This window comes from Mesorhizobium sp. WSM3862, assembly GCF_002294985.1.
In the GTDB taxonomy this organism is placed as follows: Bacteria; Pseudomonadota; Alphaproteobacteria; order Rhizobiales; family Rhizobiaceae; genus Mesorhizobium.
The window spans coordinates 110,380-134,512 of sequence record NZ_NSGE01000001.1 but is presented as its reverse complement, the minus strand read 5'-3'; the positions used below and the strand labels follow the sequence as shown (position 1 = coordinate 134,512).

Genomic DNA, 24,133 nt, shown 5'->3' with positions numbered 1-24,133 from the left:
AGATCGGCGGGCTTGATCAACGCGGCGATTCGGCCCATTCGATTGGCATGAGCGCCCAGGAGCACGATTTCCGCCATCTCGACCGCGCCGGCCGCGCCACGGCGGGACTGGCGCGCAGCCCCCGCCTTGCCGTGATGCTCACTATCGGTGCGGGCGTCGTGCTTGCCTGGTGGATCCTCGCTGCCATGGCTATTCGCGGCGCCGAAAGCCGCGTTGCCGGCGGCGCTCCGGGCGATGCGCTGCTGAAGAACCTGCCGCCATTGCCGCTGCCGGATTTCCTCGACCGTTTCTTCGCTTTGTGCCTTGCGCCGGCGCCGCTTTCAGGCTCGTTGGCGGCGTCGGCGCTCGTCCTGATGTGGTTCATAATGGCGGTGGCGACGATGCTGCCCTCGGCGGCGCCGATGATCCGCACCTATTGCGAGATTGCCGATACCGCCCGGATCAAGGGCGAGCCCGTCGTCCATCCGCTGATTCTGGTGATGGGATTTCTCGCGACCTGGCTTGCCGCCTCAGTGCCCTTCGCCGCGCTGACGCTCATAATCTATGGCTTTGCCGCCGCGGGACAGGTGCTCGATCCCGTCGTCGGGATTGCCGGGGCCGCCGCCTTGGCGATCGCCGGCCTCTATCAGTTCAGCGGCTTAAAGCAGGCGTGCCTCAAGAGATGCCGCAACCCGTTCTCGATCCTGTTTGCCAACTGGAGCGCGAAGCCGGGGCGTGTCTTTCGCCTGGGAGTGGAGCAGGGCGTCTGGTGTCTCGGCTGTTGCTGGGCGCTGATGCTGGTCATGTTCGCCGTGGGCGCGATGAACATCTTCTGGATGGCGCTGATCAGCCTGTTCGCTTTGATCGAAAAACAGACCGCGGGCAGGGTGGCCAGCCAGGTTTCCGGTGCGATACTGCTTGTGTGGGCCGCCGCCCTGCTATTAGTTTCCGCGTGAGGGAGATTTCGATGGCCGATCAGAGCTGGGCGATGAAGGGAGAGCTGGTACTCTCCTGCAATTGCACGGTTTTCTGCCCCTGCGTTCTGTCGCTCGGCAGCCATCCGCCGACCGAAGGCTATTGCCAGACGTGGGCCGGGTTCCGCATCGACGCCGGCCATTTCGGCGAGGTCGATCTTTCCGGCCTTAATCTTGGTCTGGTCATGGAAATCCCGGGCTATATGAGCCGCGGCAACTGGAGCGCCGGCCTGTTCATCGACAAGCGCGCCTCCATCTATGCCGTGAAAGCCCTGACAAAAATCTTCACCGGCAAGGCGGGCGGGACCACTTCGCTGCTGTCGATTCTGGTTGGAAACTTCCTTGGCGTGGAACAGGTGCCGATCACCTATGAGACGCGTGACAGGACGCGCGTTTTCCAGATACCGCGGATTATCGACGGCGCGGTGACGCCGATACCCGGCAAGGACCGCGATAAAGACACCGTCATTACCAATTCCGAATACTGGATCGCACCGGAAATCATCGTGGCGAAGTCCGACAAGAGCAAGATGCGCGCCTTCGGCCGCAATTGGAATTTCGCCGGCCGTTCGGCCGAGATATGTAAGCTGGATTGGCGAGGCCCGTGAGCAAGAACACAGCGGCCCGGAATGCGGCCAAGAAAATCGCGGAGCGGATTCCGCGGCCGAAGAAGAAAGTGACGTGGCCGCAGGCGCGGGCGTTCTCCGTGCACCTGCTGACTGCGTCCGGCTCGTTCCTCGCCTTCCTCTCGCTGGTGGCGGCGAGCGAGGGACGCTGGACGGCAATGTTCTGGTGGCTGGGGCTGGCGCTCTTCGTCGACGGCATCGACGGCCCGATCGCTAGGAAACTCGAAGTCAAGGAGATCCTGCCGACATGGTCGGGCGAGCTGCTCGACAACATCATCGACTACGTGACCTACGTGCTTATTCCGGCCTTCGCGCTCTACCAGCGCGGCTTGATGGGCGAGAACCTGTCGTTCCTGTCGGCGGCGATCATCGTCGTCTCCAGCGCGATCTACTACGCCGACACCGGCATGAAGACGAAGGAGAACTTCTTCAAGGGGTTCCCGGTCGTCTGGAACATGGTGGTGTTCACGCTCTTTGTCATCGAGCCGGGGCAGTGGGTTTCCTTCGCCGTGGTCGTGGTCGCCGGTATTCTCACCTTCCTGCCGATCAACTTCATCCACCCGGTACGGGTGGTGCGGCTCAGGCCGGCCAATCTCGGCATGACGCTGTTATGGTGCGCCTTCGGCGCGCTTGCATTGGCACAGGCCGCACTTGCCTCGTTCTATGACAAGATCGGGGTTCTGAGCGAGCAGGTCAGTATCTTCACCAAGGCCGGCATTACGGTAACCGGCCTCTATCTCGCCTGCATCGGGGGCATCATGCAGATGTTCCCCAATCTTGGCGCCAGGAAATCCTGACTCGATATCCAGCTTCCGTCCTTTTCCGAGAAAGTTGAGCAATGTCCAAAGCGATCCGCATTCACGCCCATGGCGGCCCCGAGGTCCTGACCTATGAGGATTCGGATCCCGGCCAGCCGGGCGCCGGGCAGATTCTGATCAGGCATACCGCGATCGGCCTCAACTTCATCGACGTCTACCATCGCTCGGGCCTCTACCCGCCGCCGGGCGGGTTTCCGCTGATTCCGGGCGGCGAAGCGGCGGGTGTGGTGCTGGCCGTTGGCGTCGGCGTCGACTGGCTGAGGCCCGGTGATCGCATCGCCTATGCCGTCAATGTCGGCGCCTATTCGGAAGAACGCGTGATCGCCGCCGACCGCGTGGTCAAGGTGCCGGACGGCATCAGCGACGAGCAGGCGGCGGCCATGATGCTGAAAGGCATGACGGCCGAATATCTGCTGCGCCGCACCTATAAGGTGAAGGCGGGCGACACGATCCTCTACCATGCCGCGGCCGGCGGTGTCGGCCTGATCCTGGGCCAATGGGCAAAGCATCTCGGCGCGACGGTGATCGGCACGGCGAGCTCCGTCGACAAGGTCGAGCTCGCCAAGGCACATGGCTTCGACCATGTCATCAATTACAAGGAGCAGGATTTCGTCGCCGGCGTCGCCGCCATCACCGGCGGCAAAAAGTGCGACGTCGTCTATGATTCCGTCGGCAACGACACTTTTCCCGCTTCGCTCGACTGCCTGAGGCCGCTTGGCATGTTTGTCAGCTTCGGCCAGTCGTCCGGGCCGATCCCGCCTTTCCCGATGTCGCTTCTGGCGCAGAAAGGCTCGCTCTATGCGACCCGCCCGACAATCTTCGTCTACAACGCCAAACGCGAGGACCTTGTGGCCTCGGCGCAAGCGCTGTTCGAGGTAGTGCTGAGCGGCGCCGTCGAGGTTAAGATCAACCAGCGCTACGCGCTGAAGGACGCGGCACAAGCGCAGTCCGATCTCGAGGGCCGCAAGACGACGGGCACAACCATCCTCATCCCCTAACCCGCCTGCCTTGTTTTTCAGCGCCTTGCCGCGCCTCAAGGCAGTGGTTTCCCCGACAAGCTTACTGGTTTCCCTCTTGCCCTGAACAGGCCTATCTTACCCCTTGAGTTTCCGCTGGAATTCTTGAAGCTCTTTCAAGTTGCGTGCCGCTTTCCGACCGAAGCCGGCCGCGCATACGATACCAGCGGGAACACAGAACATATCCGGGTAACTGGATGGGAGGCACTGTGAGTGCAAATCATGACAGGGCGAACCTGCTGGAGGTTCGTGGCCTTACGAAGATTTTCGGCACGCTGGCGGCGTGCAACCATATCGACCTCAACATCGCGAAGGGCGAGATCCACGCCCTGCTCGGCGAGAACGGCGCCGGCAAGTCGACGCTGGTGAAGATGCTGTTCGGCTCGCTGGAACCGAATTCGGGTGAAATTTTCTGGAACGGCCAAGCCGTCAGGATCACCAGCCCCGGCCTCGCCAAGAAGCTTGGCATCGGCATGGTCTTCCAGCATTTCTCGCTGTTCGAAGCGCTGACGGCGGCCGAGAACATCGCGCTTTCGCTGAACGACGGCTCGCCGATCAGCGCGATTGCCGCGAAGGCGCGGGCGCTCTCCTACAGCTACGGCCTGCCGCTCGATCCGGAATCGCTGGTCGGCGATCTTTCCGTTGGCGAGCGCCAGCGCATCGAGATCATCCGTTGCCTCTTACAGACGCCCCAACTCATCATCCTCGACGAGCCGACTTCGGTGCTGACGCCTCAGGAAGCCGACAAGCTGTTCGAAACGCTGGAGCGGCTTCGCGCTGAGGGCAAGTCGATCCTTTACATCTCGCACCGGCTGGAAGAGGTCAAACGCATCTGCGATCGCGCCACGGTGCTGCGCCACGGCAAGGTCGTCGGCCACTGCAACCCGCGCCAGGAGACGGCCGCGTCGCTAGCCCGCATGATGGTCGGCAATGAGGTCAAGGCAGTGGTGCGCGCGCCGGCCAAGGGCATCGAGACCGCGCCGGCATTGCTGGAGATCCACGGGCTTACCCGCAAGCCCGCGACGCCGTTCGCCATTCCGCTCAAGAACATCAATCTTTCGGTACGCGCCGGCGAGGTGATCGGCATCGCCGGTGTCGCCGGCAACGGCCAGGGCGAGTTTTTCGAATCCGTCTCCGGCGAGGTGCTGCAGCAGGATCCCGGTTCCGTGCGCATCCGCGGCAAGGATGCGGGCGGCGTGTCGATCACCGGCCGGCGGCTGATGGGCGCCGCCTTTGTGCCGGAGGAACGGCTCGGTCACGGCGCGGCGCCGCGGATGAAGCTTTCGGAGAACCTTTTGCTGTCGCGCCATGCCACCGACGGCAAGTCCTTCGTCGGCTCCGGCGGCATGGTCAGGAACGGTTCCGTCTACAGTGCCGCCCAGCGCATCATTGCCGCGATGGACGTGCGCAAGAGCGCTCCCGATCCGGAGGCCGCGGCGCTGTCCGGCGGCAATCTGCAGAAGTTCATCGTCGGCCGCGAGCTCGACCGCAAGCCGAGCGTGATGGTCGTCAACCAGCCGACCTGGGGCGTCGACGCCGGTGCCGCCGCCCATATCCGCCAGGCGCTGATCGAGCTTGCCCGCAGCGGCTCGGCGGTTCTGGTCATCAGCCAGGACCTCGACGAATTGTTCGAGCTATCGGACGCGATCGCGGTCATGCACAACGGCGAATTGTCCGCGCCGCTGCCGATCGCCGAAGCCACCTTCGAGAGGATTGGCCTGTTGATGGGCGGGGCCGAGCCCGGCCACGCCGAACACAGGATGGAGACGGCATGATGCGCCTCGAACTGGTCAAACGCCCGCAGCGCTCGGCGCTGTTTTCGGTGCTCTCGCCCTTCATCGCCTTCGCGCTGACGATGATTGCCGGCGCCATCATGTTCGCGTTGCTCGGTGTCAGTCCGCTCAATGCGTTCAATGTCTACTTTGTTCAGCCGATCAGCGAGGTCTGGCAACTGCATGAACTGGCCATCAAGGCGGCGCCGCTGATCCTGATCGCCGTCGGCCTGTCGGTTTGCTACAAGGCCAACATCTGGAACATCGGCGCCGAAGGTCAGTTCATTCTGGGCGGCATCTTCGGCTCGATCATCCCGGTGCTGTTCCCCGAATTCGAAGGTCCGCTGGTGCTGCCGCTGATGCTCTTGCTCGGCATGGTCGGCGGCGCCCTTTATGCGGCCATCCCGGCGCTGCTGAAAACCCGCTTCAGCACCAACGAGATCCTGACCAGCCTGATGCTGGTCTATGTGGCGCAGCTTTTCCTCGACTGGCTGGTGCGCGGACCGTGGCGCGACCCGCAGGGCCACGGCTTCCCGCAGACCATCCAGTTCGGCGACTCGGCCGTCCTGCCGGAATTGATGCCGGATGCCGGCCGCGCCAATTGGGGCTTCGTCTTCGCGCTGGTCGCCGCTGTCACGGTCTGGCTGATGATGAGCCGCATGCTGAAAGGTTTCGAGGTCCGCGTGCTGGGCTCGAGCCCGAGGGCAGGGCGCTTCGCCGGCTTCGGCCTCAGCAAGATGGTCTTCTTTACTTTCCTGCTGTCCGGTGCATTGGCTGGCCTTGCCGGTATCTCGGAAGTCTCAGGCGCCATCGGCCAGCTACAGCCGGTGATCTCGCCCGGCTATGGCTTCACCGCCATCATCGTCGCCTTCCTCGGGCGGCTCAATCCGCTCGGCATCGTCGCGGCAGGCTTGGTGCTGGCGCTGACCTATCTCGGCGGAGAGGCGGTGCAGAGCGCGCTCGGCATCTCCGACAAGGTGGCGCGCGTGTTCCAGGGCATGCTTTTGTTCTTCGTGCTCGGCTGCGACACGCTCATTCATTATCGCATTCGTCTGATCGGCTTTGCCGCGCCACAACTCGAGGCCGCGCCCAAGCTGGAGGAGGCACGCTGATGGACATCACCGTCAACATCCTTTTGACCATCGCGACCGCGGCGACGCCGCTCTTGATCGCGGCGATCGGCGAGCTGGTGGTGGAACGCTCCGGCGTGCTCAACCTCGGCGTCGAGGGCATGATGATCATGGGCGCCGTCGGCGGCTTCGGCGCCGGCTATCTTACCGGATCTCCCTGGATCGGGCTGCTTGCCGCAATCGTCGTCGGCGCGCTGTTTTCGCTGCTCTTCGCCGTCATGACGCTTTCCCTGGCGACCAACCAGGTGGCGACCGGCCTGTCGCTTACGCTGCTCGGGCTTGGCCTCTCCGGCATGATCGGCACCAGCTTCGTCGGCCAGCCTGGCGTCAGGCTGCCGAACCTCGACATCCCCGGCCTGAGCTCGATACCGGTCGTCGGCAAGCTGATCTTCGGCCAGGATCCGTTGTTCTACGTCTCGATCGGGCTCACCGCCGCCGTGATGTGGTTTCTGTTCAGGACGCGCACTGGCCTCACGCTGCGCTCGATCGGCGACAGCCACGTGTCGGCGCATGCGCTCGGCATCAAGGTCATCCGCTACCGTTACCTCGCCGTGATCTTCGGCGGCGCTTGCGCCGGGCTTGCCGGCGGCCACCTGTCGCTCGTCTACACGCCGCAATGGGTCGAGAACATGAGCGCGGGACGCGGCTGGATCGCGCTGGCGCTGGTGGTCTTTGCGTCCTGGCGTCCGTGGCGGGTGCTGGCCGGCGCTTACATCTTCGGCGCGGTGTGGATCGGCCAGCTTCATGCACAGGCTTTCGGCATTCCTGTGCCCTCGCAGTTTCTTTCTTCGCTGCCCTATCTGGCAACCATCGTGGTTCTCGTTCTAATCTCGCGGAACAAGCGGCTGACGATGATGAACACGCCGGCTTCGTTGGGGCAGCCATTTGTTCCGGATCGTTGACGACAACAAAAAGACGGGAAGCTCCAAGGCTTAACTCAGAGAGGTAACACGATGAAGAAACTGCTTATTGCGCTGATGACCACGGCCGCGGCCCTGTCGCTGGCGGCAACCGCCGAGGCGGCCGACAAGCTGAAGGCCTGCTGGGTTTACACGGGGCCGATCGGCGACTTCGGCTATTCCTATCAGCACGACCAGGGTCGCCTCGAGGTGGAGAAAGCGCTCGGCGACAAGGTCGAGACCGCCTATCTCGAGAACGTCTCGGAAGGCCCGGACGCCGACCGCGCCTTTGAGCGCCTGGCGCGGGAGAAATGCAAGATCATCTTCGGCACATCGTTCGGCTTCATGGACGCCGAGGTTAAGGTCGCCAAGAAGTTCCCGAAGGTGATGTTCGAGCACGCAACCGGCTACAAGACCGGCGACAATCTCGGCATTTACAACGCGCGCTTCTATGAAGGCCGCTATGTGCTCGGCCAGATCGCGGCCAAGGAATCGAAGAAGGGTCTTGCCGGCTATATCGTCTCCTTCCCGATCCCGGAAGTGGTGATGGGCATCAACTCCTTCATGCTCGGCGCGCAGTCGATCAATCCGAACTTCAAGGTGAAGATCGTGTGGGTCAATACCTGGTTCGATCCGGGCAAGGAAGCCGACGCCGCCAAGGCGCTGTTCGACCAGGGCGCCGACATCATCGTCCAGCACACCGACTCGACCGCCCCCCTGCAGGTCGCCGAGGAGCGGAAGCTGCATGGGTTCGGCCAGTCGTCGGACATGATCAAATTCGCGCCGAACGCGCAGCTGACCTCGCTCACCGACGAGTGGGGCCCGTATTACATCAGCCGCGTGCAGGCTGCCCTCGACGGCACATGGAAGCCGGACAATGTGTGGCTTGGCATCAAGGATGGCGCCGTCAAGCTCGCGCCCTTCACCAACATGCCTGACGACGTGAAGGCAATGGCGGAGGCGACCACCAAGAAGATCGCCGATGGCTGGAACCCCTTCACCGGCCCGGTGGCGAAGCAGGACGGCTCGCCCTGGCTGAAGGACGGCGAGGTCGCCGACGACGCCACGCTGCTCGGCATGAATTTCTACGTCAAGGGCATCGACGACAAGCTGCCGCAGTAAACAGCAGCCTGGCATCAAAACAAAAAGGGCGCCCCACCGGCGCCCTTTCATTTTCAGTCAATCCGCTTGTCAAACGGCCGAGCCGTAGAGATCGTAGGCGTCGGCGCGCTCGACCTTGACCGTGACGATCTCGCCGGCGCGCAGCGGCCGGCGCGACTGGATATGCACGGAGCCGTCGATCTCGGGGGCGTCATATTTGGTGCGGCCCTTGGCCGAGGTGCCATGCGCCTCGTCGATCAGCACCGGCAGCCGCTTGCCGACCTTCCTGGCCAGTTGCGTCGCCGAGACCTTCTGCTGGCGCTGCATGAAGCGGTGCCAGCGGGCTTCCTTGATCTCATGCGGCACTTGTTCCAGGCCGAGGTCGTTGGAGCGCGCGCCCTTGACCGGCTCATATTTGAAGCAGCCGGCGCGATCGATCTTCGCCTCGTCCAGCCAGTCGAGCAGCATCTGGAAGTCGTCTTCCGTCTCGCCGGGGAAACCGACGATGAAGGTGGAGCGGATGGCGAGATCCGGGCAGACCTCGCGCCAACCGCGGATCCGCTCCAGCGTCTTTTCGCCATGAGCGGGACGGCGCATGTTCTTCAGCACCTGCGGCGAGGCGTGCTGGAAGGGGATGTCCAGATAGGGAAGGATCCTTCCCTCGGCCATCAGCGGAATGACGTCGGCAACATGCGGGTAGGGGTACACATAGTGCATGCGAACCCAGATGCCGAGCTTGCCGAGCTCCTCTGCAAGGTCGAGGAACTTCGCTCGCACCTCGCGGTCGCCGAACATGCTCGTCTGGTATTTGATGTCGATGCCATAGGCGCTGGTGTCCTGCGAGATGACGAGGATCTCCTTGACGCCGGCCTTGGCGAGCTTTTCGGCCTCGCGCAACACGTCGGCCGCCGGGCGCGACACGAGGTCGCCGCGCAGCGCCGGGATGATGCAGAAGGTGCAGCGATTGTTGCAGCCTTCGGAAATCTTCAGATAGGCGTAATGCCGCGGCGTCAGCTTCACGCCCTGGGGCGGCAGAAGATCGATGTAGGGATCATGACTGGGGGGAGCCGCCTCATGCACCGCCGCCATCACGCTCTCATAGGCCTGCGGGCCGGTGATCGCCAGCACATTGGGATGCTTCTCGCGAATGACTTCCGGCTCGGCGCCGAGGCAGCCGGTGACGATGACGCGACCGTTTTCGGAAAGGGCGGAGCCGATCGCGTCGAGCGACTCGTCGCGCGCGGAGTCGAGAAAGCCGCATGTGTTGACGACAACGAGGTCGGCGCCATCATGCTTGCGGGCGATCTCGTAGCCTTCAGCGCGGAGCCGCGTGATGATGCGCTCGGAATCGACGAGCGCCTTCGGGCATCCAAGGCTGACGAAACTGACACGAGGGGCAGACATAAGCTTTTCCAGGTTTTTCGGGATCGGCGGCGCCATACCACACTAATTGCGGCATTGGTATGGGCTGGTCCTTGCTGCGGCAAAACGCAATGCCAGGACCCAGATCACCGGCCGGCCCAACCCGCGTCAGGTGGCGGCAGTCAACTCACCGCGTTGTTGACGTGCGGCCAGATTTCCATCGCGCCCCTGTAGACCATGTCGAGCGCGACATAGAGGATGATCAGCAGGCCGATATAGGCAATCCAGCGGTAACGGTGCAGCAGCCGCGCAATGAAGCTGGCGGCAAGGCCCATCAAGCCGATCGACAGCACGAGGCCGACGATCAGCACCCAGAAATGATCACGCGCGGCGCCGGCGACGGCCAGCACGTTGTCCAGCGACATCGACACGTCTGCGACGACGATCTGCAGCGCCGCCTGGCCAAGCGTCTTGCGCGGCGCCTTGCCGGCAACCGCCTTGTCGCTGTCGAGATCGGAATTGGCGAGCGCCTCCGTCGCCTCGTGCTCGTCGGCATGGGAGGTGCGCAGCTCGCGATACATCTTCCAGCATACCCATAACAGGAGGATGCCACCGGCGAGCAACAGTCCGACGATTGCAAGCAGCTTGACGGTAACCGCCGCGAACAGGATGCGCAGCACCGTCGCTGCCACCACGCCGATCAGAATGGCTTTTTTGCGCTGCTCCGTCGGCAGGCCGGCGGCCGCCAGTCCAATGACGATGGCATTGTCGCCCGCAAGCACCAGGTCGATCGCGATGACCTGGACAAGGGCAGTCAGGCTTGCGGCGCTGAAAATATCCATCGTCTGGAGCCTTCCTGTTTGCGGAATGTCGATCTTCGAATGTTCTAACGCCGGAGCGATTCACCGTTTGATGCGATCGCGTTCTAAGTCTTTGTTTTCACGCAATTCCAGCGGGAAAAACAGCTGCGCGCTTTTCCTGGAATTGCTCTACGTGCATGGTTCCTGCACGTCAAGAGAACTCACGAAACAAGCGGTTGCCGCTCGTCTGGGTCCATTGGGTTCAAATGAGTTTGCACTCGAAAGGCCGGTTTGCGCGCGGCCGACCGCGGCAGTCGGTCAATCGTAAAGGTTGTATTTTGCCCAGTCGGTTTCCGGGATCTCGTCACCGATCTTGTAGAGCAACTGCAGCACCTGCATATGGTCGGGCGCGGTCTGGCACTTGAACTTCAGCCGGAACCATTGACCCTTGCTGCGAAAGGCGGCGCCGGGGCTCCTGATCGCGTCGGCGCTCATCTGGGGCGTGGCGAAGGCATAGGCCACCACACGGTCGGCCTTGAATTTGCGATCGTCGTGGCTGATCCGGTCGAGCACCTCGGCGTCGCAACGCTGTTCGAGACGAGTCTGCGGATCGAGTTTCAGCAGGCCGGCACGAAGTGCGTTGTCCATCGCCTTGGCCGGCCAGGCCAGCGCCAGAGGCGCCAGAACCATCAGGCAGAGCTTTTTCATGGGCGCGACAAGCAGCATATTCTGTCTGAGAAATCAACCAAACGCACGCGCTTGTGACATGGGTGCCGGCCCGGTCGGGCCAGCCTTGGGCTCAGGCCAATCTCGGGCTTCGGCGACTGCGCTACTGCCTTTGTTCCGGGGGTTCCGCGATGAAACGATCTCCGCTGCCGAAGAACTGTCAAGCAGCCTGTCAGACTTGCGTCGTATACAGCAGGGACTGTAGAGCCTCTTTTTCTCCTCGTCGGGCAGCACTATTGTTCCTTGAAAGTGCTGGAGCACAATCCTGCCCGGTTTCGCAGGCTCAGCCGCCGAACAGATTTGCGTGGGAATACTAAAACGAAGAACCGTCAGCGATGAGGTTTACCTGCTTGCCGGATCCGTGTGACCAATGGATGGTCTATGATGTATTTTTCGACCTTCCGGCGGAATTGTCGGGCCGACTGCTGCTTGGATTAACGCGAAAGGGCGCAGAGCATTTAACTGAGCAAGCGAACATAAAAACTGTGTCGACGTGCCTGACGATGGAAACCGGCCCCGGTGGGAAGGCCGTTAGCCCGAAAGCACTTTACCAAAAATGTTTCGCTGCAGGGTAGCGCTATAGGTTCCGTGGTTTGCAAGATGATCCCATACGGAGAAACAGGCCGTGAGCGCGGCCAGAGCAAGAATCATGCGCATTGGAACTCCCCACGGCGCCCGAAAACGTCCAATGGTAATTTCGCGTCAGATTGGAGGCTATTGCCAATATAGTGGGTGACCCTACACCGATCGCGGTATACTACAGCAAGCGGATAGCAAGGGCGAGCCACGCGGACTTTGAGCAGCCGCCGGCACTTTTCTTGTGACTTAGCGCGCGATAGCTAGTCCGATACCGATGCCAACCCCCACGGCGACCCCTAAAAAGACCTTGCTGGCGAAGTCCAGGGCGAACGCGCGCACAGCCGTATAAATATCTGCTCGGGGCTGCCTGACAGCAGCCGCAAGGTCATCGAACATCGCTTCCATAGGTTGCCACCCGCGATTTCTTCGACCTGCAAGACTAGATCAGTTCGGGTGAGATGTGAATTCCGATCCATCAAAATTTAATGATCACGAAAGCTCGTTGGTAGGCACGTGTGGTAACGGTTGATTCAACCATGGCTGGTATAAAACAAGTCAGGTGGCGGCCCCGACAGAGGGCGGGGGGTGCTGGGCCTGCCGGAGCCGCCGGCGCGGGAGTGGGCGCTACCCGCGCTGTCCCAGAATAGGACAGCGCGGGTCTACAATTAGTTAAAGCTAATAGAATTTTGCCGGCGTACCGCCGCTTTGTGTCGGCTGTCCGCCAGCGGTGTGTCCGCCCCCGCCCGGCAACGTGCGGCTGAGGGGCGCAAGCCGCCGACCGTGAGGTCACGAGTCTGGTGCGCTCCTGAGATCGGCCCGGACAAGAAACCTTGGACGCCATGTGCCCTGACGCGGGGCGGCCCAGCAGGCTGGCGGGGTAGGCCAGCAAACGCCGGGCCTGACCGGTGGGCTCGGGGGCGAGACACAGCACCGGCTGCCGATAAATATACGCTTGTGCTGATATGCCGGTACATATCAAGAAGATGATGCCAAAGTAGCCTAAAGGGGCCTCAGCGCACGAAAGGATGCGGCAGAGCCGCCAACCTGCCGTAGCCAGCTAGTGAAGCTTGCCCTTCGGACTGGCCGTCAGCCACTTCAATTTGACGTTGTTAAGCTCTTGTTCCAGTTCCAGCGCGAGCCGGACGATGGGGTCCGGAATGGAAATCGCGTCTCTCCCGCCCTTTGCCACCTGCGTCTTCGCCGAAAGCTCCGAGACTGCTTTGGATCCGGCCGATTTCGACAGCAGTCGGGACAGGTGCTCCCGCTGCAAAGCGTGCACCTCTTCCAACAGGCTCAGGAACCTCAACGCATCTACGGTCGGCAGCCTGTTGGTTCTCAAGCGGGCAATCCGCTCGTGCTGACGCGCGATGTGCCGCTCGCCATGTCGAACATGACGCTGCGCCATGCTGATGTGGTCTTCGAGAGACATGGCGCACAACGCGAAAACAGGCGTCTCGTTCCGTCGACTGAATCTGGCAGGACAATCGAGTGGGTACGGGACGCAACCAAGGCTCGCCGGAACCAATAAAGCACGATTGGGACAGATGGCCATCTACAGCGAAACGGTCGCCATGTAGGAGATGATATACCGATTTGGTTGGGAATTGTGGCGGAGGGAGTGGGATTCGAACCCACGGTGAGCTTGCGCCCACGCCGGTTTTCAAGACCGGTGCCTTAAACCGCTCGGCCATCCCTCCAGCATGGTCTTTCAACCACTTACGATCGTCGCTATCGGTCAATTTTCAATGGTCGGCGCAAAATTGACGCCGAGGCATTTGCGACCGGTTAGCGCTTCATTGCTGTAGTGCGGCGGTCAGGGCTGCGTCAACCACCGCGACGTGCCTTCCTGCGGTCGGGACAGACGATGCATTGCCCGGCTGCCCGGTTGGCCGGGCGCTTTTATGTCTGTGGCGAAAATGTCACGCAACCAGAATATGCGGCGGCTCAACCCTGGCGCGCTTATTATCCAGCCAAACGAGGCGTACCGTCCTTAGCGGGCAAGGGGACGACCCAGACCGCAAGCGTCTCTCACTTCCTCCCGAACTAGCGCCCGCTACGGAAAACGTGGTGGGCGTCTTCTTGTCCAGTCCGACGGCAACGCCTCCGGCTAGGCGCGAAAGCGTCTCCCAACTGATCCGAAGCCACTGCTCATATGGATGAACCGAGTTCATCCCTTCGATCTAGGCAGGCCTTGCGGACGCCCATGCTAAACTCCTGGTTGGCGCGGGCAATTCCAGCGCTGTGAGCGCCGGTTGGAAATGGAAGTCCCCCTCCAAAAAGCTGCCCCTCCATCCGGCGCTCATCCACGCAAGGCTCATCCTCGCCGGCAGTTTTCTCCCCGCCATAATCTCGCCCGGTTCCGGCCGTAATCGATTAACATCGTAATAAACATTTCCTGTGCACAAAGATATTGGGGATCAAGGTGTTGCTGCATTCGGGGGCGCTTGGCTCCGATTGATGGCGGCGAGACTGTAGGGGACAATCGAAAACATGCAGACTTCGGCGCGCCCGCGTCTTCGTCGCGCTCCTGCCTTCGTGCTGTGCGCCCTCTCGGCGGTGCTGCTTGCCGGCTGTACGTCGACGCCGCAACCGAAAGGCATGGTCGACAAGCGGCCGCGCTCCAAGGAATATTTCGCCGAGTCCGAATATGGCGTGAAGGCGAGCCCGCGCGTTGCCTTCATGCGGCGCGGCGGCGGCCGCGACCAACTCGGCAAGCCTTACCAGGTGCGCGGCAAGTGGTACTATCCCAAGGAAGATAAGAAGTACGCCAAGGTGGGCCTGGCTTCCTGGTATGGCGATGCCTTCCACGGCCGGCTGACCGCCAATGGCGAAGTCTATGACACGATGCAACTGACGGCGGCGCACCCGACAATGCCGCTGCCGAGCTATGCCCGCGTCACCAATCTCGAGACTGGCAGTTCGATCATCGTGCGCGTCAACGACCGCGGCCCATACCATGAGGGCCGCATCATCGACGTCTCGGAACGTGCCGCGCAAATGCTCGACTATGGCAAGGTCGGCACGGCAAGGGTGAAGGTCGAATATGTCGGCCGGGCGCCTCTCGACGGCAATGACGACCAGTATCTGATGGCTTCCTACCGTCCCGGCAGCAGGCGGCCCGATCCGTCCGACGGCCTGCCGACGGGCGTGATGGTGGCCATGAACGGCCCGTCGCCCAGCCTGTCGATGAGCGATGCACCTCCAGCGGCCGTGCCGTTCCCCGGCCAGCTGACCAGTTCTGGGCAGGCTTTTGGCACGCAGTCCGGTCTGTCGGAGCAGCTTGCCGCGCAACCGGCGATGTCAGGGCAGGCGCAGGGCGCCAGCGAAGTCGTGCTGCCGGATTTCGGGCCGATCGTGCCGGAGCGGCCGCAGTTCAGGCTGCCGCCGAACTCGCCCTTTGCCATGGCGTCGCTGTCCTACGCGGGTGAGCGCGTCAATCACGCCGACGTCTTTGCCGTCCTCGACGGCAGCGGCATGTCGCCGGCCGACATCCTCCAGTCGTGGAAGAAGTCGAACGGCCAGGAACAGGCGCCGGCCTCCGATTATGTGGCCGCCGGCTCCTTTGACAATGCGGCGCAGGCAAACCGCGTGGCGGCGGCGCTCGAGCCGTTCGGCAGGACTGAAATCCAGCGCACCGAGCTTGACGGCAACGACTGGTACGCGGTCAACGTCTATCCGGATGGCCATGGCAGCATCGACGACCTGCTGCAGGCTGCCTGGTCGCACGGCGCGCCGGACGCATTGGTTGTGCGAAACTGATCAATTTCGCGCCCGCCGTTGATCCAGCGGAAAGAACCCTGATAGCTTGTCGACGCCAGCACGGCTAAGTGGGTCGATTTTTCATGCAGTTCCGCATCTTTCAGCCTTTCGCCGGATTACTAGGCCTGGCGCTGATACTGCTTTGGGCAGCCCCGGCCGGTGCGCAGCTTTTCGAGACCAAGGCGGCCCAGGCCTTCATGATCGACGCCGACACCGGCACGGTGCTTTTCGCCAAGGATGCCGACAAGCCGATCCCGCCGGCTTCGATGGCCAAGCTGATGACGATGGAGGTGGTCTTCAACGCCATCAAATCGAAGCGGATCACGCTCGACGATACTTTCGTGGTCAGCGAAAATGCCTGGCGCACCGGCGGCGCGCCGTCGGGCACCTCGACGATGTTTGCCAAGCTCAAATCGGCGGTCCGTGTCGAGGATCTAATCCAGGGCGTGACCGTGCAGGCCGCCAATGACGGCTGCATCGTGCTTGCCGAAGGCATGGCAGGCTCGGAGGCGAATTTCGCCGCGCAGATGACGGAGCGTGCCCGCGAGCTTGGTCTCTCGAAATCGACCTTCGTCAATTCGACCGGGCTGCCGGCAGATGGCCAGCAGACGACAGTGCGGGAGCTCACGATGCTGGCGCTGCACATCTGGCGCGAGTATCCCGAGTTCTTCCACTACTACGGCCAGCCCGACTTCACCTGGAACAAGATCTCCCAGCGGAACCGCAATCCGCTTTTGGCCATGGGCATCGATGCCGATGGCTTCGTGGCCGGGGCGAGCGAGTCCGCCGGCTTCGGCATTGTCGGCACGGTCAGCCACAACGGCATTCGTGTGATCGCGGCGCTGAGCGGTCTGGCGAGCGACCGGGAACGCTCCGAGGAGGCGCGCAAGCTGCTAGACTGGGGGTCGCGCTCCTTCCAGAAGACGGAGATCTTCGCCAAGGACGAGGTCGTCGGCGAAGCCGAAGTCTTCGGCGGCGCCCAATCAGGCGTGGCCTTGAAAGCCAAGGGCCCGGTGGACATCTTTCTGCCGATAACCAACCGCGACAAGCTGACCGCCAGGATTGTCTATGACGGCCCGGTGGCGGCGCCGGTGGAGGAGGGGCAACCGGTCGGGGAGCTGCGCGTTTGGATAGGCGACACGCTCAGCCAGCGAACGCCGCTTTTCGCCGCCGAGGCGGTGAAGGTCGGGACGTTGCCGCAGCGTGCGCTTGACGCCGCCAAGGAACTGGCTGTCGGCTGGCTGCGTCAGAAACATTTGTGATCGGGCAGGCTCGTGGACCTTTTGCCGGACGGGAGCTATGACAGCGGCCAGCACGGGCGAAGGCATTCACGATTGGCGAGCGGATTTTTCATCACCTTCGAAGGCGGCGAAGGAGCCGGCAAGTCGACGCAGATCGAGCGGCTGGCACGGCGCATGCGCGCCAAGAAATACGAGGTCCTGGTGACACGCGAGCCAGGCGGCTCGCCGGGCGCCGAGGCGGTGAGACATGTGCTTCTGTCCGGCGCCGCCGAGCCCTTCGGCCCGAAGATGGAGGCGATCCTCTTCGCCGCCGCACGCTCCGACCATGTCGAGCAGGTGATCCGGCCGGCGGTCGAGCGCGGCATGATCGTGCTTTGCGACCGTTTCATCGATTCCTCGCGCGTCTATCAGGGCGTCACCGGCGGGCTCGATCCGGATTTCATGGAAGCGCTGGAGGCGGTCGCCATCAACGGCATGGTCCCCGACATGACGCTGATCTTCGACATCGATCCGGCCGAAGGTCTGAAGCGCGCGGCGGCACGGCGCGGCGCCGGCGACAGCGCCGATCGCTTCGAGAAGGAGACTTTGGCCATCCACCAGCGCCGGCGGGAGGCTTTCCTGGCGATCGCCGAGGCGGAGCCGGACCGCTGCATTGTGATCGATGCGTCGGCCGATCCCGAAACGGTGGAAAACGTCGTCACCGCGGCCGTGTTCGCGGTGCTGGAAAAGCGGATGCCGGTGCAAAGGAAGCAGACGGCGCCGGCATGATCTTCGAACGCATCGCCCCCGAACAGCACGATACGCTTGACGGCGTTCCCGAGCCGTCGGAAACGTCGCGACTGATCGGCCACGCGCAGACGGCGGGCATGCTTGCCACCGCTTACCGCGCCGGCAAGCTGCCGCATGCGCTGATCCTCGCCGGGCCGCACGGCATCGGCAAGGCCACGCTTGCCTTCCACCTGGCGCACCACCTTCTCAGACATCCCAATTTTGCGGCTGCGCCCGAAGCGCTTGCCGTTCCAGATCCGGCCTCGTCGCTGTTTCGCCAGATCGCTACCGGCGCGCATCCTTCGGTGCTGCATCTCACCCGTCCGGCCAACGACAAGACCAAAAGCTTCAAGACGGTGCTAACCGTCGACGAGATACGCAAGGTCAGCCGCTTCCTGTCGATGACCTCGCATGACGGCAGCTACCGCGTCGTCATCGTCGATCCGGCCGACGACATGAACACCAATGCCGCCAATGCCTTGCTCAAGAATCTTGAAGAGCCTCCGGCGCGCACCCTGTTCATCCTCATCGTTCATGCGCCGGGCAGCCTGTTGCCGACGATCCGGTCGCGGTGTCAGATGGTGCGGCTGACGCCGCTTACGCCGGACGAATTGATGGCTGTGCTGGAAGGCATCGAGCCGCCGCCGCCGGTCGACCCGTCGGCGCGCGCGGCTTTGGCCGAGCGGGCAGGGGGCAGCGCGCGCAACGCGATCCTGCTTACCCAGTATGGCGGGCTGGAAATCGCCGGCGCGCTCGACGCGCTGGTGGCGGCGCAAAAGCCGGACATTGCCGCTGCCCATCGGCTTGCCGAAGCCGTTGCCGGCCGCGACCAGGCGATCCAATTCGATATCTTCAACCGCCGCGCGCTCGATCTGCTGTCGGCCGCCGCCAGCGAAGCGGCCTTAGCCGGCGACCTCGCCAGGGCCAAAACGCTGTCCGACGCTTGGCACGAGGCCGTGAACACGATATCTGAGGCAGAGACCTACAATCTCGACAAGAAGCAGCACGCCCTGACCATGATCGACCGCCTGAATTCTGTGATGCGAATGTGACGGTTTTCTTAGTGCATGCCGCTGCCCCAAAACCGGGCACCACTTTTGGGCGGCATGCATCGGGATGGCAATCGCCATGCCAATAGTTTATCCACCGCCACAACTCACATTCAGACCTTCATGACGGTTCATTCATGTCACGCGAAAAATCCTACCTGACCACGCCGATTTTCTATCCGAATGGCAAGCCACATATCGGCCATGCCTATACGGTCATCGCCAGCGACGCGCTGGCCCGCTTCCAGCGTCTCGACGGCAAGGATGTGTTCTTCCTCACGGGCACCGACGAGCACGGCCTCAAGATGCAGCAGACGGCCGAAAAGGAAGGCATCGCGCCGATAACGCTCGCCGACCGCAATTCGGCAATCTTCCGCTCGATGACCGAGACAGTCGGCGGCTCAAACGACGAATTCATCCGCACGACCGAACAACGTCACTACGCATCCTGCCAAGCGATCTGGAAGGCGATGGCAGCCAATGGCGACATCTATCTTGATCGCTACAGCGGCTGGTATTCGGTCCGCCAGGAAGCCTATTTCGACGAGAGCGAAACCACGCTCGGCGACGACGGCGTGCGCCGCGAGCCGCTTGGCTCGCCAGTTGAATGGAACGAGGAGGAAAGCTACTTCTTCCGGCTTTCCGCCTATCAGGACAAATTGCTGGCACTTTATGAGAGCCGGCCCGACTTCATCGGTCCAGCGGAGCGCCGCAACGAAGTGATCAGCTTCGTCAAGTCCGGCTTGAAGGACCTGTCGATCTCGCGCACCACGTTCAAATGGGGCGTGCCTGTACCGGGCAACGACAAGCATGTGATGTATGTCTGGGTCGACGCATTGACCAACTACATCACGGCCGCTGGCTATCCCGACACCAAATCCGAGCAATGGCACTACTGGCCGGCGACGCATATCATCGGCAAGGACATCGTGCGCTTCCACGCGGTCTACTGGCCGGCTTTCCTTATGTCGGCCGGCATAGAATTGCCGAAGCGCGTGTTCGCCCACGGCTTCCTGTTCAACCGCGGCGAGAAGATGTCCAAATCGGTCGGCAATGTCGTCGATCCGTTCGCCATGATCGAGCATTACGGCCTCGACCAGGTACGCTATTTCTTCCTGCGCGAGGTGCCGTTCGGGCAGGACGGCAGCTACAGTCACGAAGCGATCGTCAACCGCACCAATGCCGATCTCGCCAACGGCCTCGGCAATCTGGCGCAGCGTTCGCTGTCGATGATCGCAAAGAACTGCGGCGGGGCGGTGCCGAAGCGCGGCGAGCTCACCGAAGCCGACGCGGCGATCCTCGACCAGGCGGTGGAGGCGCTTGCGGTAGCGCGCAGAGCGATGGCGGAGCAGGGCATCCATCTGGCGCTGGCGGCGATCTTCGGCGTGGTGGCCGACGCCGACCGCTACTTCGCGTCGCAGGAGCCCTGGGCGCTGCGCAAAACCGATCCGGAGCGCATGGAGACGGTGCTGTGGACGACGGCCGAGCTTGTCCGGCGCGTGACGGTGCTTTGCCAGCCCTTCATTCCCGGATCGGCGGCGAGGCTGCTCGACCTGCTGGCTGTGCCGGCGGACAAGCGCAATTTCGCGCATGTCCACGCAGACCATGCGCTAGTGCCCGGCACGGCGCTGCCGGTGCCTGAGGGCGTGTTTCCCCGCTACGTCGAGCAGGACACCAAAGCCTGATGCTTGTCGACAGTCACTGCCATCTCGATTTTCCGGATTTTGCCGAGGAGCGGGCGGCTATCGTCGCCCGCGCTCTCGCAGCCGGGATCGGCCGCATGGTGACGATCTCAACGCGCGTGAAGCGTTTTCAGCAAATCCTTGAAATTGCTGAAACTTTTAGTGAGGTCTATTGCTCAGTTGGTACTCATCCGCACAATGCGGCGGAAGAGCTCGATGTGACCGCAGAGGAGCTGGTACGGCTTTCCAACCATCCCAAGGTGGTGGCGATCGGCGAAGCCGGCCTGGACTATTTCTACGACCGCGCGCCGCGCGAGGCACAGGCGCAAGGCTTCCGCACTCACATCGCCGCCGCGCGCCGGACCGGCCTGCCGCTGGTCATCCATTCGCGCGACGCCGACGGCGACATGGCGGCGATTCTCGAGGAGGAGACAGGGAAGGGCGCTTTCCCCTTCATCCTGCATTGTTTTTCGTCCGGGCGTCGGCTGGCGGAAGTCGGCGTGGCGCTGGGCGGCTATGTCTCCTTCTCAGGCATCCTGACCTTCAAGAACTCGACCGAATTGCGCGCGATTGCCGCAGATGTGCCGCGCGAACGGCTGCTGGTCGAGACCGACGCGCCTTATCTTGCGCCAATCCCGCATCGGGGAAAACGCAATGAGCCCGCCTATGTCGCGAATACGGCGAAGGTGCTGGCCGAGACCATCGGCGTCAGCGAGGCGGAGATCGCCGACATCACCACCGAGAATGTCTTCCGGCTGTTTACCAAGATGCCGCGACCGGACGTGACGGCGGCCTGACATGGGCGACCAGCTGCGCCTCACCATTCTCGGCTGCGGCTCGTCGCCCGGTACGCCGCGTATCACCGGCGACTGGGGCAATTGCGATCCGGCCAATCCGAAGAACCGCCGCATGCGCACGGCTGCTCTTGTCGAGCGGATCGCAGGGAATGGCGGCCGCACCACCGTCGTCATCGACACCGGACCGGATTTCCGCGCCCAGATGCTGCTCGCCTCGGTCAAGCACATCGACGCGGTGGTCTATACCCATCCGCATGCCGACCACATTCACGGCATCGACGATCTCCGCGGCTTCGTGCTCGAGCAACGCCGTCGTATCGATATCCATGCCGACCAGCCGACCATGCTGCGGCTGCGCCAGGCGTTCGGCTACTGCTTCGAGACGCCCCCGGGCAGTTCCTATCCACCGATCGTCAGGCCGCATCTCATAGACCATGCCAGGCCGGTGGTGATCGAAGGCGAGGGGGGTCCCCTCACCCTTGAGCCGCTGCCGCAGATCCATGGCGACATCATTTCGCTCGGTTTCCGCGTGGGCGAGCTTGCCTATTGCCCCGATATCAGCGACTTTCCAGCTGCCACAGCAGGAAGGCTTGAAGGCCTTGACGTGCTGGTGATCGACGCGCTGCAGTACAACAGCCATCCAAGCCATCTGTCGCTTGCCGAGGCACTGGGCTGGATCGAGAAGCTCTCGCCGAAAAACGCGGTGCTGACGCATATGCATGTGCCGCTGGACTATGCCGCCGTGATGGCCGAGACGCCGGACCACGTGGTGCCGGCCTATGACGGCATGATGATCGAAATTCCTTTTGAGTCAGAGCGATAAAGACGCCTGTTCACTTTGGCGCTTAGTCGTCAATCCGATTCTCTTTGGTGCTTCGGAAACTGATCGATGGTTGAGAATGTGTTTGTTCTGCTGCTCGGTTTCCCTGGCGTCGGCAAGCTGACGATCGCACGGGAACTCGGCACGGCACTTTCCGGCCAGGTCATCGACAATCACTGGATCAACAATCCTATATTGGCACTGCTTGCCGATGACGGTCGCCGCACACTGCCTGATGCCGTCTGGGAGCAGACCGCCAAGGTCCGTCAGGATGTGTTGGACACCGTCGCAACACTTTGTCCTCCCGCCGCCAACTTCATCTTCACGAACTCCGGCATCCAAGGAGACGCGAGGAGCCTCGCGTCCTACCAGCAGATGAAAGATGCGTCGGATCGACGAGGCGCTCACTTCGTGCCTGTGCGCTTGCTTTGCGAAGAGGCCGAACTGGTTCGTCGCGTGATGTCGCCAACGCGACGTGACCGTCTCAAGTCGATCGATCCGGAAGCCGCGCGCCACCGCAGCCGGACAGTCGCTGTCCTTGACCCGAAGCACCCGAACAGCCTGACGATCGACGTAACAGCGATCTGCGCGGCGGAGGCGGCTACAAGGATTCATGAACACTCAAGGACCGCGTTGACGCCTTTGAAGCACGCACGGGAAGCCCAGGAGAACCGTAGCAAGACCAGCTTCGTGCTGGATGTGTCAGTTCCATAATCTATCTTATGCGACTTTCTGATATGGATCACATAGAGGCGATAAAGCGATCCTATCGACTGCCCCTCGCCGCGAGATCTCAGATTCGGACTATTGAACAATGACCTCTTCATCTTCCTTTCTTGGCTTTCCCGATTGCCTCGCCGGAGGCCGCGTGCCTCGCATGGTGGTCTACGGTGCCGGTCATGGCAGCACCTATCCGGGAAAGGACAGCAGCGGCCATGCTCTGGCCGCCGACGCCATCCGCGCTGCGAGCAAGGACGATGCGCCGCTGGTCGAGCATTGGGATTTCGATCTCGGCGGTCCATTGTTCGACGGCAAGGCGGTCTGCTGCGTCGATGCCGGCAACATCTCGACCGTCATGCACGACAACGAGGGAAACCGGGCGCGGATCGAAGCGAAGACGCGCGAGGTCCTGGCCGCGTCGGCCGTGCCGATCCTGCTCGGCGGTGACGATTCCGTGGTTATTCCCTTTCTGGCCGGCTTTGCCGGTCACGGACCGGTCTGGATCCTGCAGATCGACGCGCATATCGACTGGCGCGACGAGGTCGATGGCGAACGCTACGGCTATTCGAGCCCGATGCGCCGGGCGAGCGAGATGCCGCATATCGCCGGCCTCGTGCAAGTCGGCCTGCGCAGCGTCGGCAGCGCACGCCTGGCTGAAATCGAAGCGGCGCGACGCTATGGCAGCCGCTTTGTGACTGCCCGCGAGCTTCATGCCCAGGGCGTCGACGCAGCTCTCAGCCACATTCCGGATGGCGCGCGCGTCGTCGTGACCTTCGACTGCGACGGCCTCGATCCCAGCATCATGCCGGGCGTGGCGGCGCGCACGCCAGGCGGCCTCACCTACACCCAGGCGATCGACCTGATCGCCGGCCTCGGCAAGCGGGCCAGGATCGCAGGATTTGATCTGGTCGAGTTCTATCCTCCTGCCGACCTTGACGGCCTGTCGGCGCTGACTGCAGCCCGGCTTCTCGTCAATGTCATCGGCACTGTCGTCCGGCAGGTTTAACTCAGATGGCCTGATGCCCCGACGAGATTCCCGGTTATGGCCGACCGATGTCGCTTCGAGCTCATGCCGGATCACCCTACCCCGTGGGACTGCGCTGCCGGCACCAACGTGACGCCACATCCGCGTTTATCTTTGCCAGAAGGGCAGCTTGGCGATCTCTTCCTCGGCCTGCCGTTTCGTCAGCCCGATATCGTCGATCAGATGCGGGTTGGCCTCTGATATCCGCTTGAGATCCCAGCGAAACCGTATCTGCTCGCGCCGGGCTGCGATCATGCCTCGCAGGGTCTGCAGGCTGTAGCGCCGGCGCGATGCCTGCCCGACCAGCGTTGCCAGCTGCGGGATCGATGCAAACGTGTCGTTCATGGCAACCTCCTATGGTTTGCGGCCCCATGCTTTTCGAGTTGGGCCTTCCACCTGAATGAGGTTGGATTCTGCAGGATGCGGGCTGCGCCGTAATTAAGCGCATCCAAATAGTTCTCAAAACTTCCAAATTGGCCTGAGCGGTTCAT

Annotated in this window: 23 protein-coding genes and 1 tRNA gene; 17 read left to right on the top strand and 7 right to left on the bottom strand. The window is 62.5% G+C overall.

Features of this window, described 5'->3' with window-relative positions; all coding sequences use genetic code 11:
* The first annotated feature begins 47 nt into the window (after positions 1–47).
* From CK224_RS00680 to CK224_RS00645, 8 genes are all read left to right on the top strand, one after another.
* Positions 48–935, top strand: coding sequence for a DUF2182 domain-containing protein (locus CK224_RS00680; protein ID WP_095777676.1), 888 nt, complete (start codon positions 48–50; stop codon positions 933–935).
* A gap of 11 nt (positions 936–946) precedes the next feature.
* Entirely contained in the window at positions 947–1,561 is a 615-nt protein-coding gene (locus CK224_RS00675) for a DUF1326 domain-containing protein (protein WP_066989810.1), read from the top strand.
* On the top strand, positions 1,558–2,376 hold the full coding sequence (pcsA, locus tag CK224_RS00670; protein WP_095777806.1) for a phosphatidylcholine synthase: 819 nt from the start codon (positions 1,558–1,560) through the stop codon (positions 2,374–2,376). The genes CK224_RS00675 and pcsA overlap by 4 nt, the downstream gene beginning before the upstream one ends.
* Positions 2,377–2,417: 41 nt before the next feature.
* Positions 2,418–3,395 carry a quinone oxidoreductase gene (locus tag CK224_RS00665; RefSeq protein WP_095777675.1) on the top strand — a complete coding sequence of 326 codons (978 nt, stop codon included), beginning with the start codon at positions 2,418–2,420 and terminating at the stop codon, positions 3,393–3,395.
* Between the two features lie 215 nt (positions 3,396–3,610).
* Positions 3,611–5,188: an ABC transporter ATP-binding protein gene (locus CK224_RS00660; RefSeq protein ID WP_176477824.1), complete on the top strand. Its 1,578-nt coding sequence runs from the start codon at positions 3,611–3,613 to the stop codon at positions 5,186–5,188.
* Positions 5,185–6,297, top strand: a complete 1,113-nt coding sequence (locus CK224_RS00655) for an ABC transporter permease (RefSeq protein ID WP_095780489.1) — start codon at positions 5,185–5,187, stop codon at positions 6,295–6,297. Before CK224_RS00660 ends, CK224_RS00655 begins: the two co-directional genes overlap by 4 nt.
* On the top strand, positions 6,297–7,217 hold the full coding sequence (locus CK224_RS00650) for an ABC transporter permease (protein ID WP_095777673.1): 921 nt from the start codon (positions 6,297–6,299) through the stop codon (positions 7,215–7,217). The genes CK224_RS00655 and CK224_RS00650 overlap by 1 nt, the downstream gene beginning before the upstream one ends.
* 51 nt (positions 7,218–7,268) lie before the next feature.
* A complete protein-coding gene (locus CK224_RS00645; RefSeq protein ID WP_095777672.1) occupies positions 7,269–8,336 on the top strand; it encodes a BMP family ABC transporter substrate-binding protein in 1,068 nt (355 codons plus the stop codon).
* Positions 8,337–8,405: 69 nt separating this feature from the next.
* Here the strand turns inward: CK224_RS00645 and rimO are convergent, their stop codons facing one another.
* The 6 genes from rimO to CK224_RS00620 form a co-directional block, all read right to left on the bottom strand.
* Positions 8,406–9,719: a 30S ribosomal protein S12 methylthiotransferase RimO gene (rimO, locus tag CK224_RS00640; RefSeq protein WP_095780877.1), complete on the bottom strand. Its 1,314-nt coding sequence runs from the start codon at positions 9,717–9,719 to the stop codon at positions 8,406–8,408.
* A gap of 140 nt (positions 9,720–9,859) precedes the next feature.
* Positions 9,860–10,519 (bottom strand): TerC family protein, encoded by a 660-nt coding sequence (locus tag CK224_RS00635; RefSeq protein WP_066989793.1) that lies wholly within the window; start codon positions 10,517–10,519, stop codon positions 9,860–9,862.
* A gap of 276 nt (positions 10,520–10,795) precedes the next feature.
* Positions 10,796–11,203: a DUF930 domain-containing protein gene (locus CK224_RS00630; protein WP_066989790.1), complete on the bottom strand. Its 408-nt coding sequence runs from the start codon at positions 11,201–11,203 to the stop codon at positions 10,796–10,798.
* An 825-nt stretch (positions 11,204–12,028) separates the two neighbouring features.
* A complete protein-coding gene (locus CK224_RS31120) occupies positions 12,029–12,187 on the bottom strand; it encodes a hypothetical protein (protein WP_156752569.1) in 159 nt (52 codons plus the stop codon).
* 652 nt (positions 12,188–12,839) lie between these two features.
* Complete coding sequence (locus tag CK224_RS00625) at positions 12,840–13,211, bottom strand: hypothetical protein (protein WP_095780488.1); 372 nt, start codon at positions 13,209–13,211, stop codon at positions 12,840–12,842.
* A gap of 178 nt (positions 13,212–13,389) precedes the next feature.
* A tRNA-Ser gene (locus CK224_RS00620) sits at positions 13,390–13,479 on the bottom strand.
* Between the two features lie 793 nt (positions 13,480–14,272).
* Here CK224_RS00620 and CK224_RS00615 point away from each other — a divergent pair.
* The 9 genes from CK224_RS00615 (at position 14,273) to CK224_RS00575 (ending at position 23,624) form a co-directional block, all read left to right on the top strand.
* Positions 14,273–15,541, top strand: a complete 1,269-nt coding sequence (locus tag CK224_RS00615) for a septal ring lytic transglycosylase RlpA family protein (protein ID WP_066989780.1) — start codon at positions 14,273–14,275, stop codon at positions 15,539–15,541.
* A gap of 83 nt (positions 15,542–15,624) precedes the next feature.
* The gene (locus CK224_RS00610) at positions 15,625–16,803 is read left to right on the top strand and encodes a D-alanyl-D-alanine carboxypeptidase family protein (protein ID WP_095780487.1); all 1,179 of its coding nucleotides are present in this window, start codon (positions 15,625–15,627) and stop codon (positions 16,801–16,803) included.
* A gap of 72 nt (positions 16,804–16,875) precedes the next feature.
* Entirely contained in the window at positions 16,876–17,550 is a 675-nt protein-coding gene (gene tmk, locus CK224_RS00605; protein ID WP_095780486.1) for a dTMP kinase, read from the top strand.
* Positions 17,547–18,602 carry a DNA polymerase III subunit delta' gene (locus tag CK224_RS00600; RefSeq protein ID WP_095780485.1) on the top strand — a complete coding sequence of 352 codons (1,056 nt, stop codon included), beginning with the start codon at positions 17,547–17,549 and terminating at the stop codon, positions 18,600–18,602. The genes tmk and CK224_RS00600 overlap by 4 nt, the downstream gene beginning before the upstream one ends.
* A 134-nt stretch (positions 18,603–18,736) precedes the next feature.
* A complete protein-coding gene (gene metG / locus CK224_RS00595; protein ID WP_095780484.1) occupies positions 18,737–20,284 on the top strand; it encodes a methionine--tRNA ligase in 1,548 nt (515 codons plus the stop codon).
* Positions 20,284–21,078: a TatD family hydrolase gene (locus CK224_RS00590; RefSeq protein ID WP_095780483.1), complete on the top strand. Its 795-nt coding sequence runs from the start codon at positions 20,284–20,286 to the stop codon at positions 21,076–21,078. The genes metG and CK224_RS00590 overlap by 1 nt, the downstream gene beginning before the upstream one ends.
* Before the next feature lies 1 nt (position 21,079).
* Entirely contained in the window at positions 21,080–21,901 is an 822-nt protein-coding gene (locus tag CK224_RS00585; RefSeq protein ID WP_095780482.1) for an MBL fold metallo-hydrolase, read from the top strand.
* 66 nt (positions 21,902–21,967) lie between these two features.
* Entirely contained in the window at positions 21,968–22,612 is a 645-nt protein-coding gene (locus CK224_RS00580) for an AAA family ATPase (RefSeq protein ID WP_245425697.1), read from the top strand.
* A 100-nt stretch (positions 22,613–22,712) separates the two neighbouring features.
* Positions 22,713–23,624 carry an agmatinase gene (locus CK224_RS00575; RefSeq protein ID WP_095780481.1) on the top strand — a complete coding sequence of 304 codons (912 nt, stop codon included), beginning with the start codon at positions 22,713–22,715 and terminating at the stop codon, positions 23,622–23,624.
* Between the two features lie 126 nt (positions 23,625–23,750).
* Here the strand turns inward: CK224_RS00575 and CK224_RS00570 are convergent, their stop codons facing one another.
* Positions 23,751–23,987 carry a hypothetical protein gene (locus CK224_RS00570; RefSeq protein ID WP_095780480.1) on the bottom strand — a complete coding sequence of 79 codons (237 nt, stop codon included), beginning with the start codon at positions 23,985–23,987 and terminating at the stop codon, positions 23,751–23,753.
* Positions 23,988–24,133: the final 146 nt, after the last annotated feature.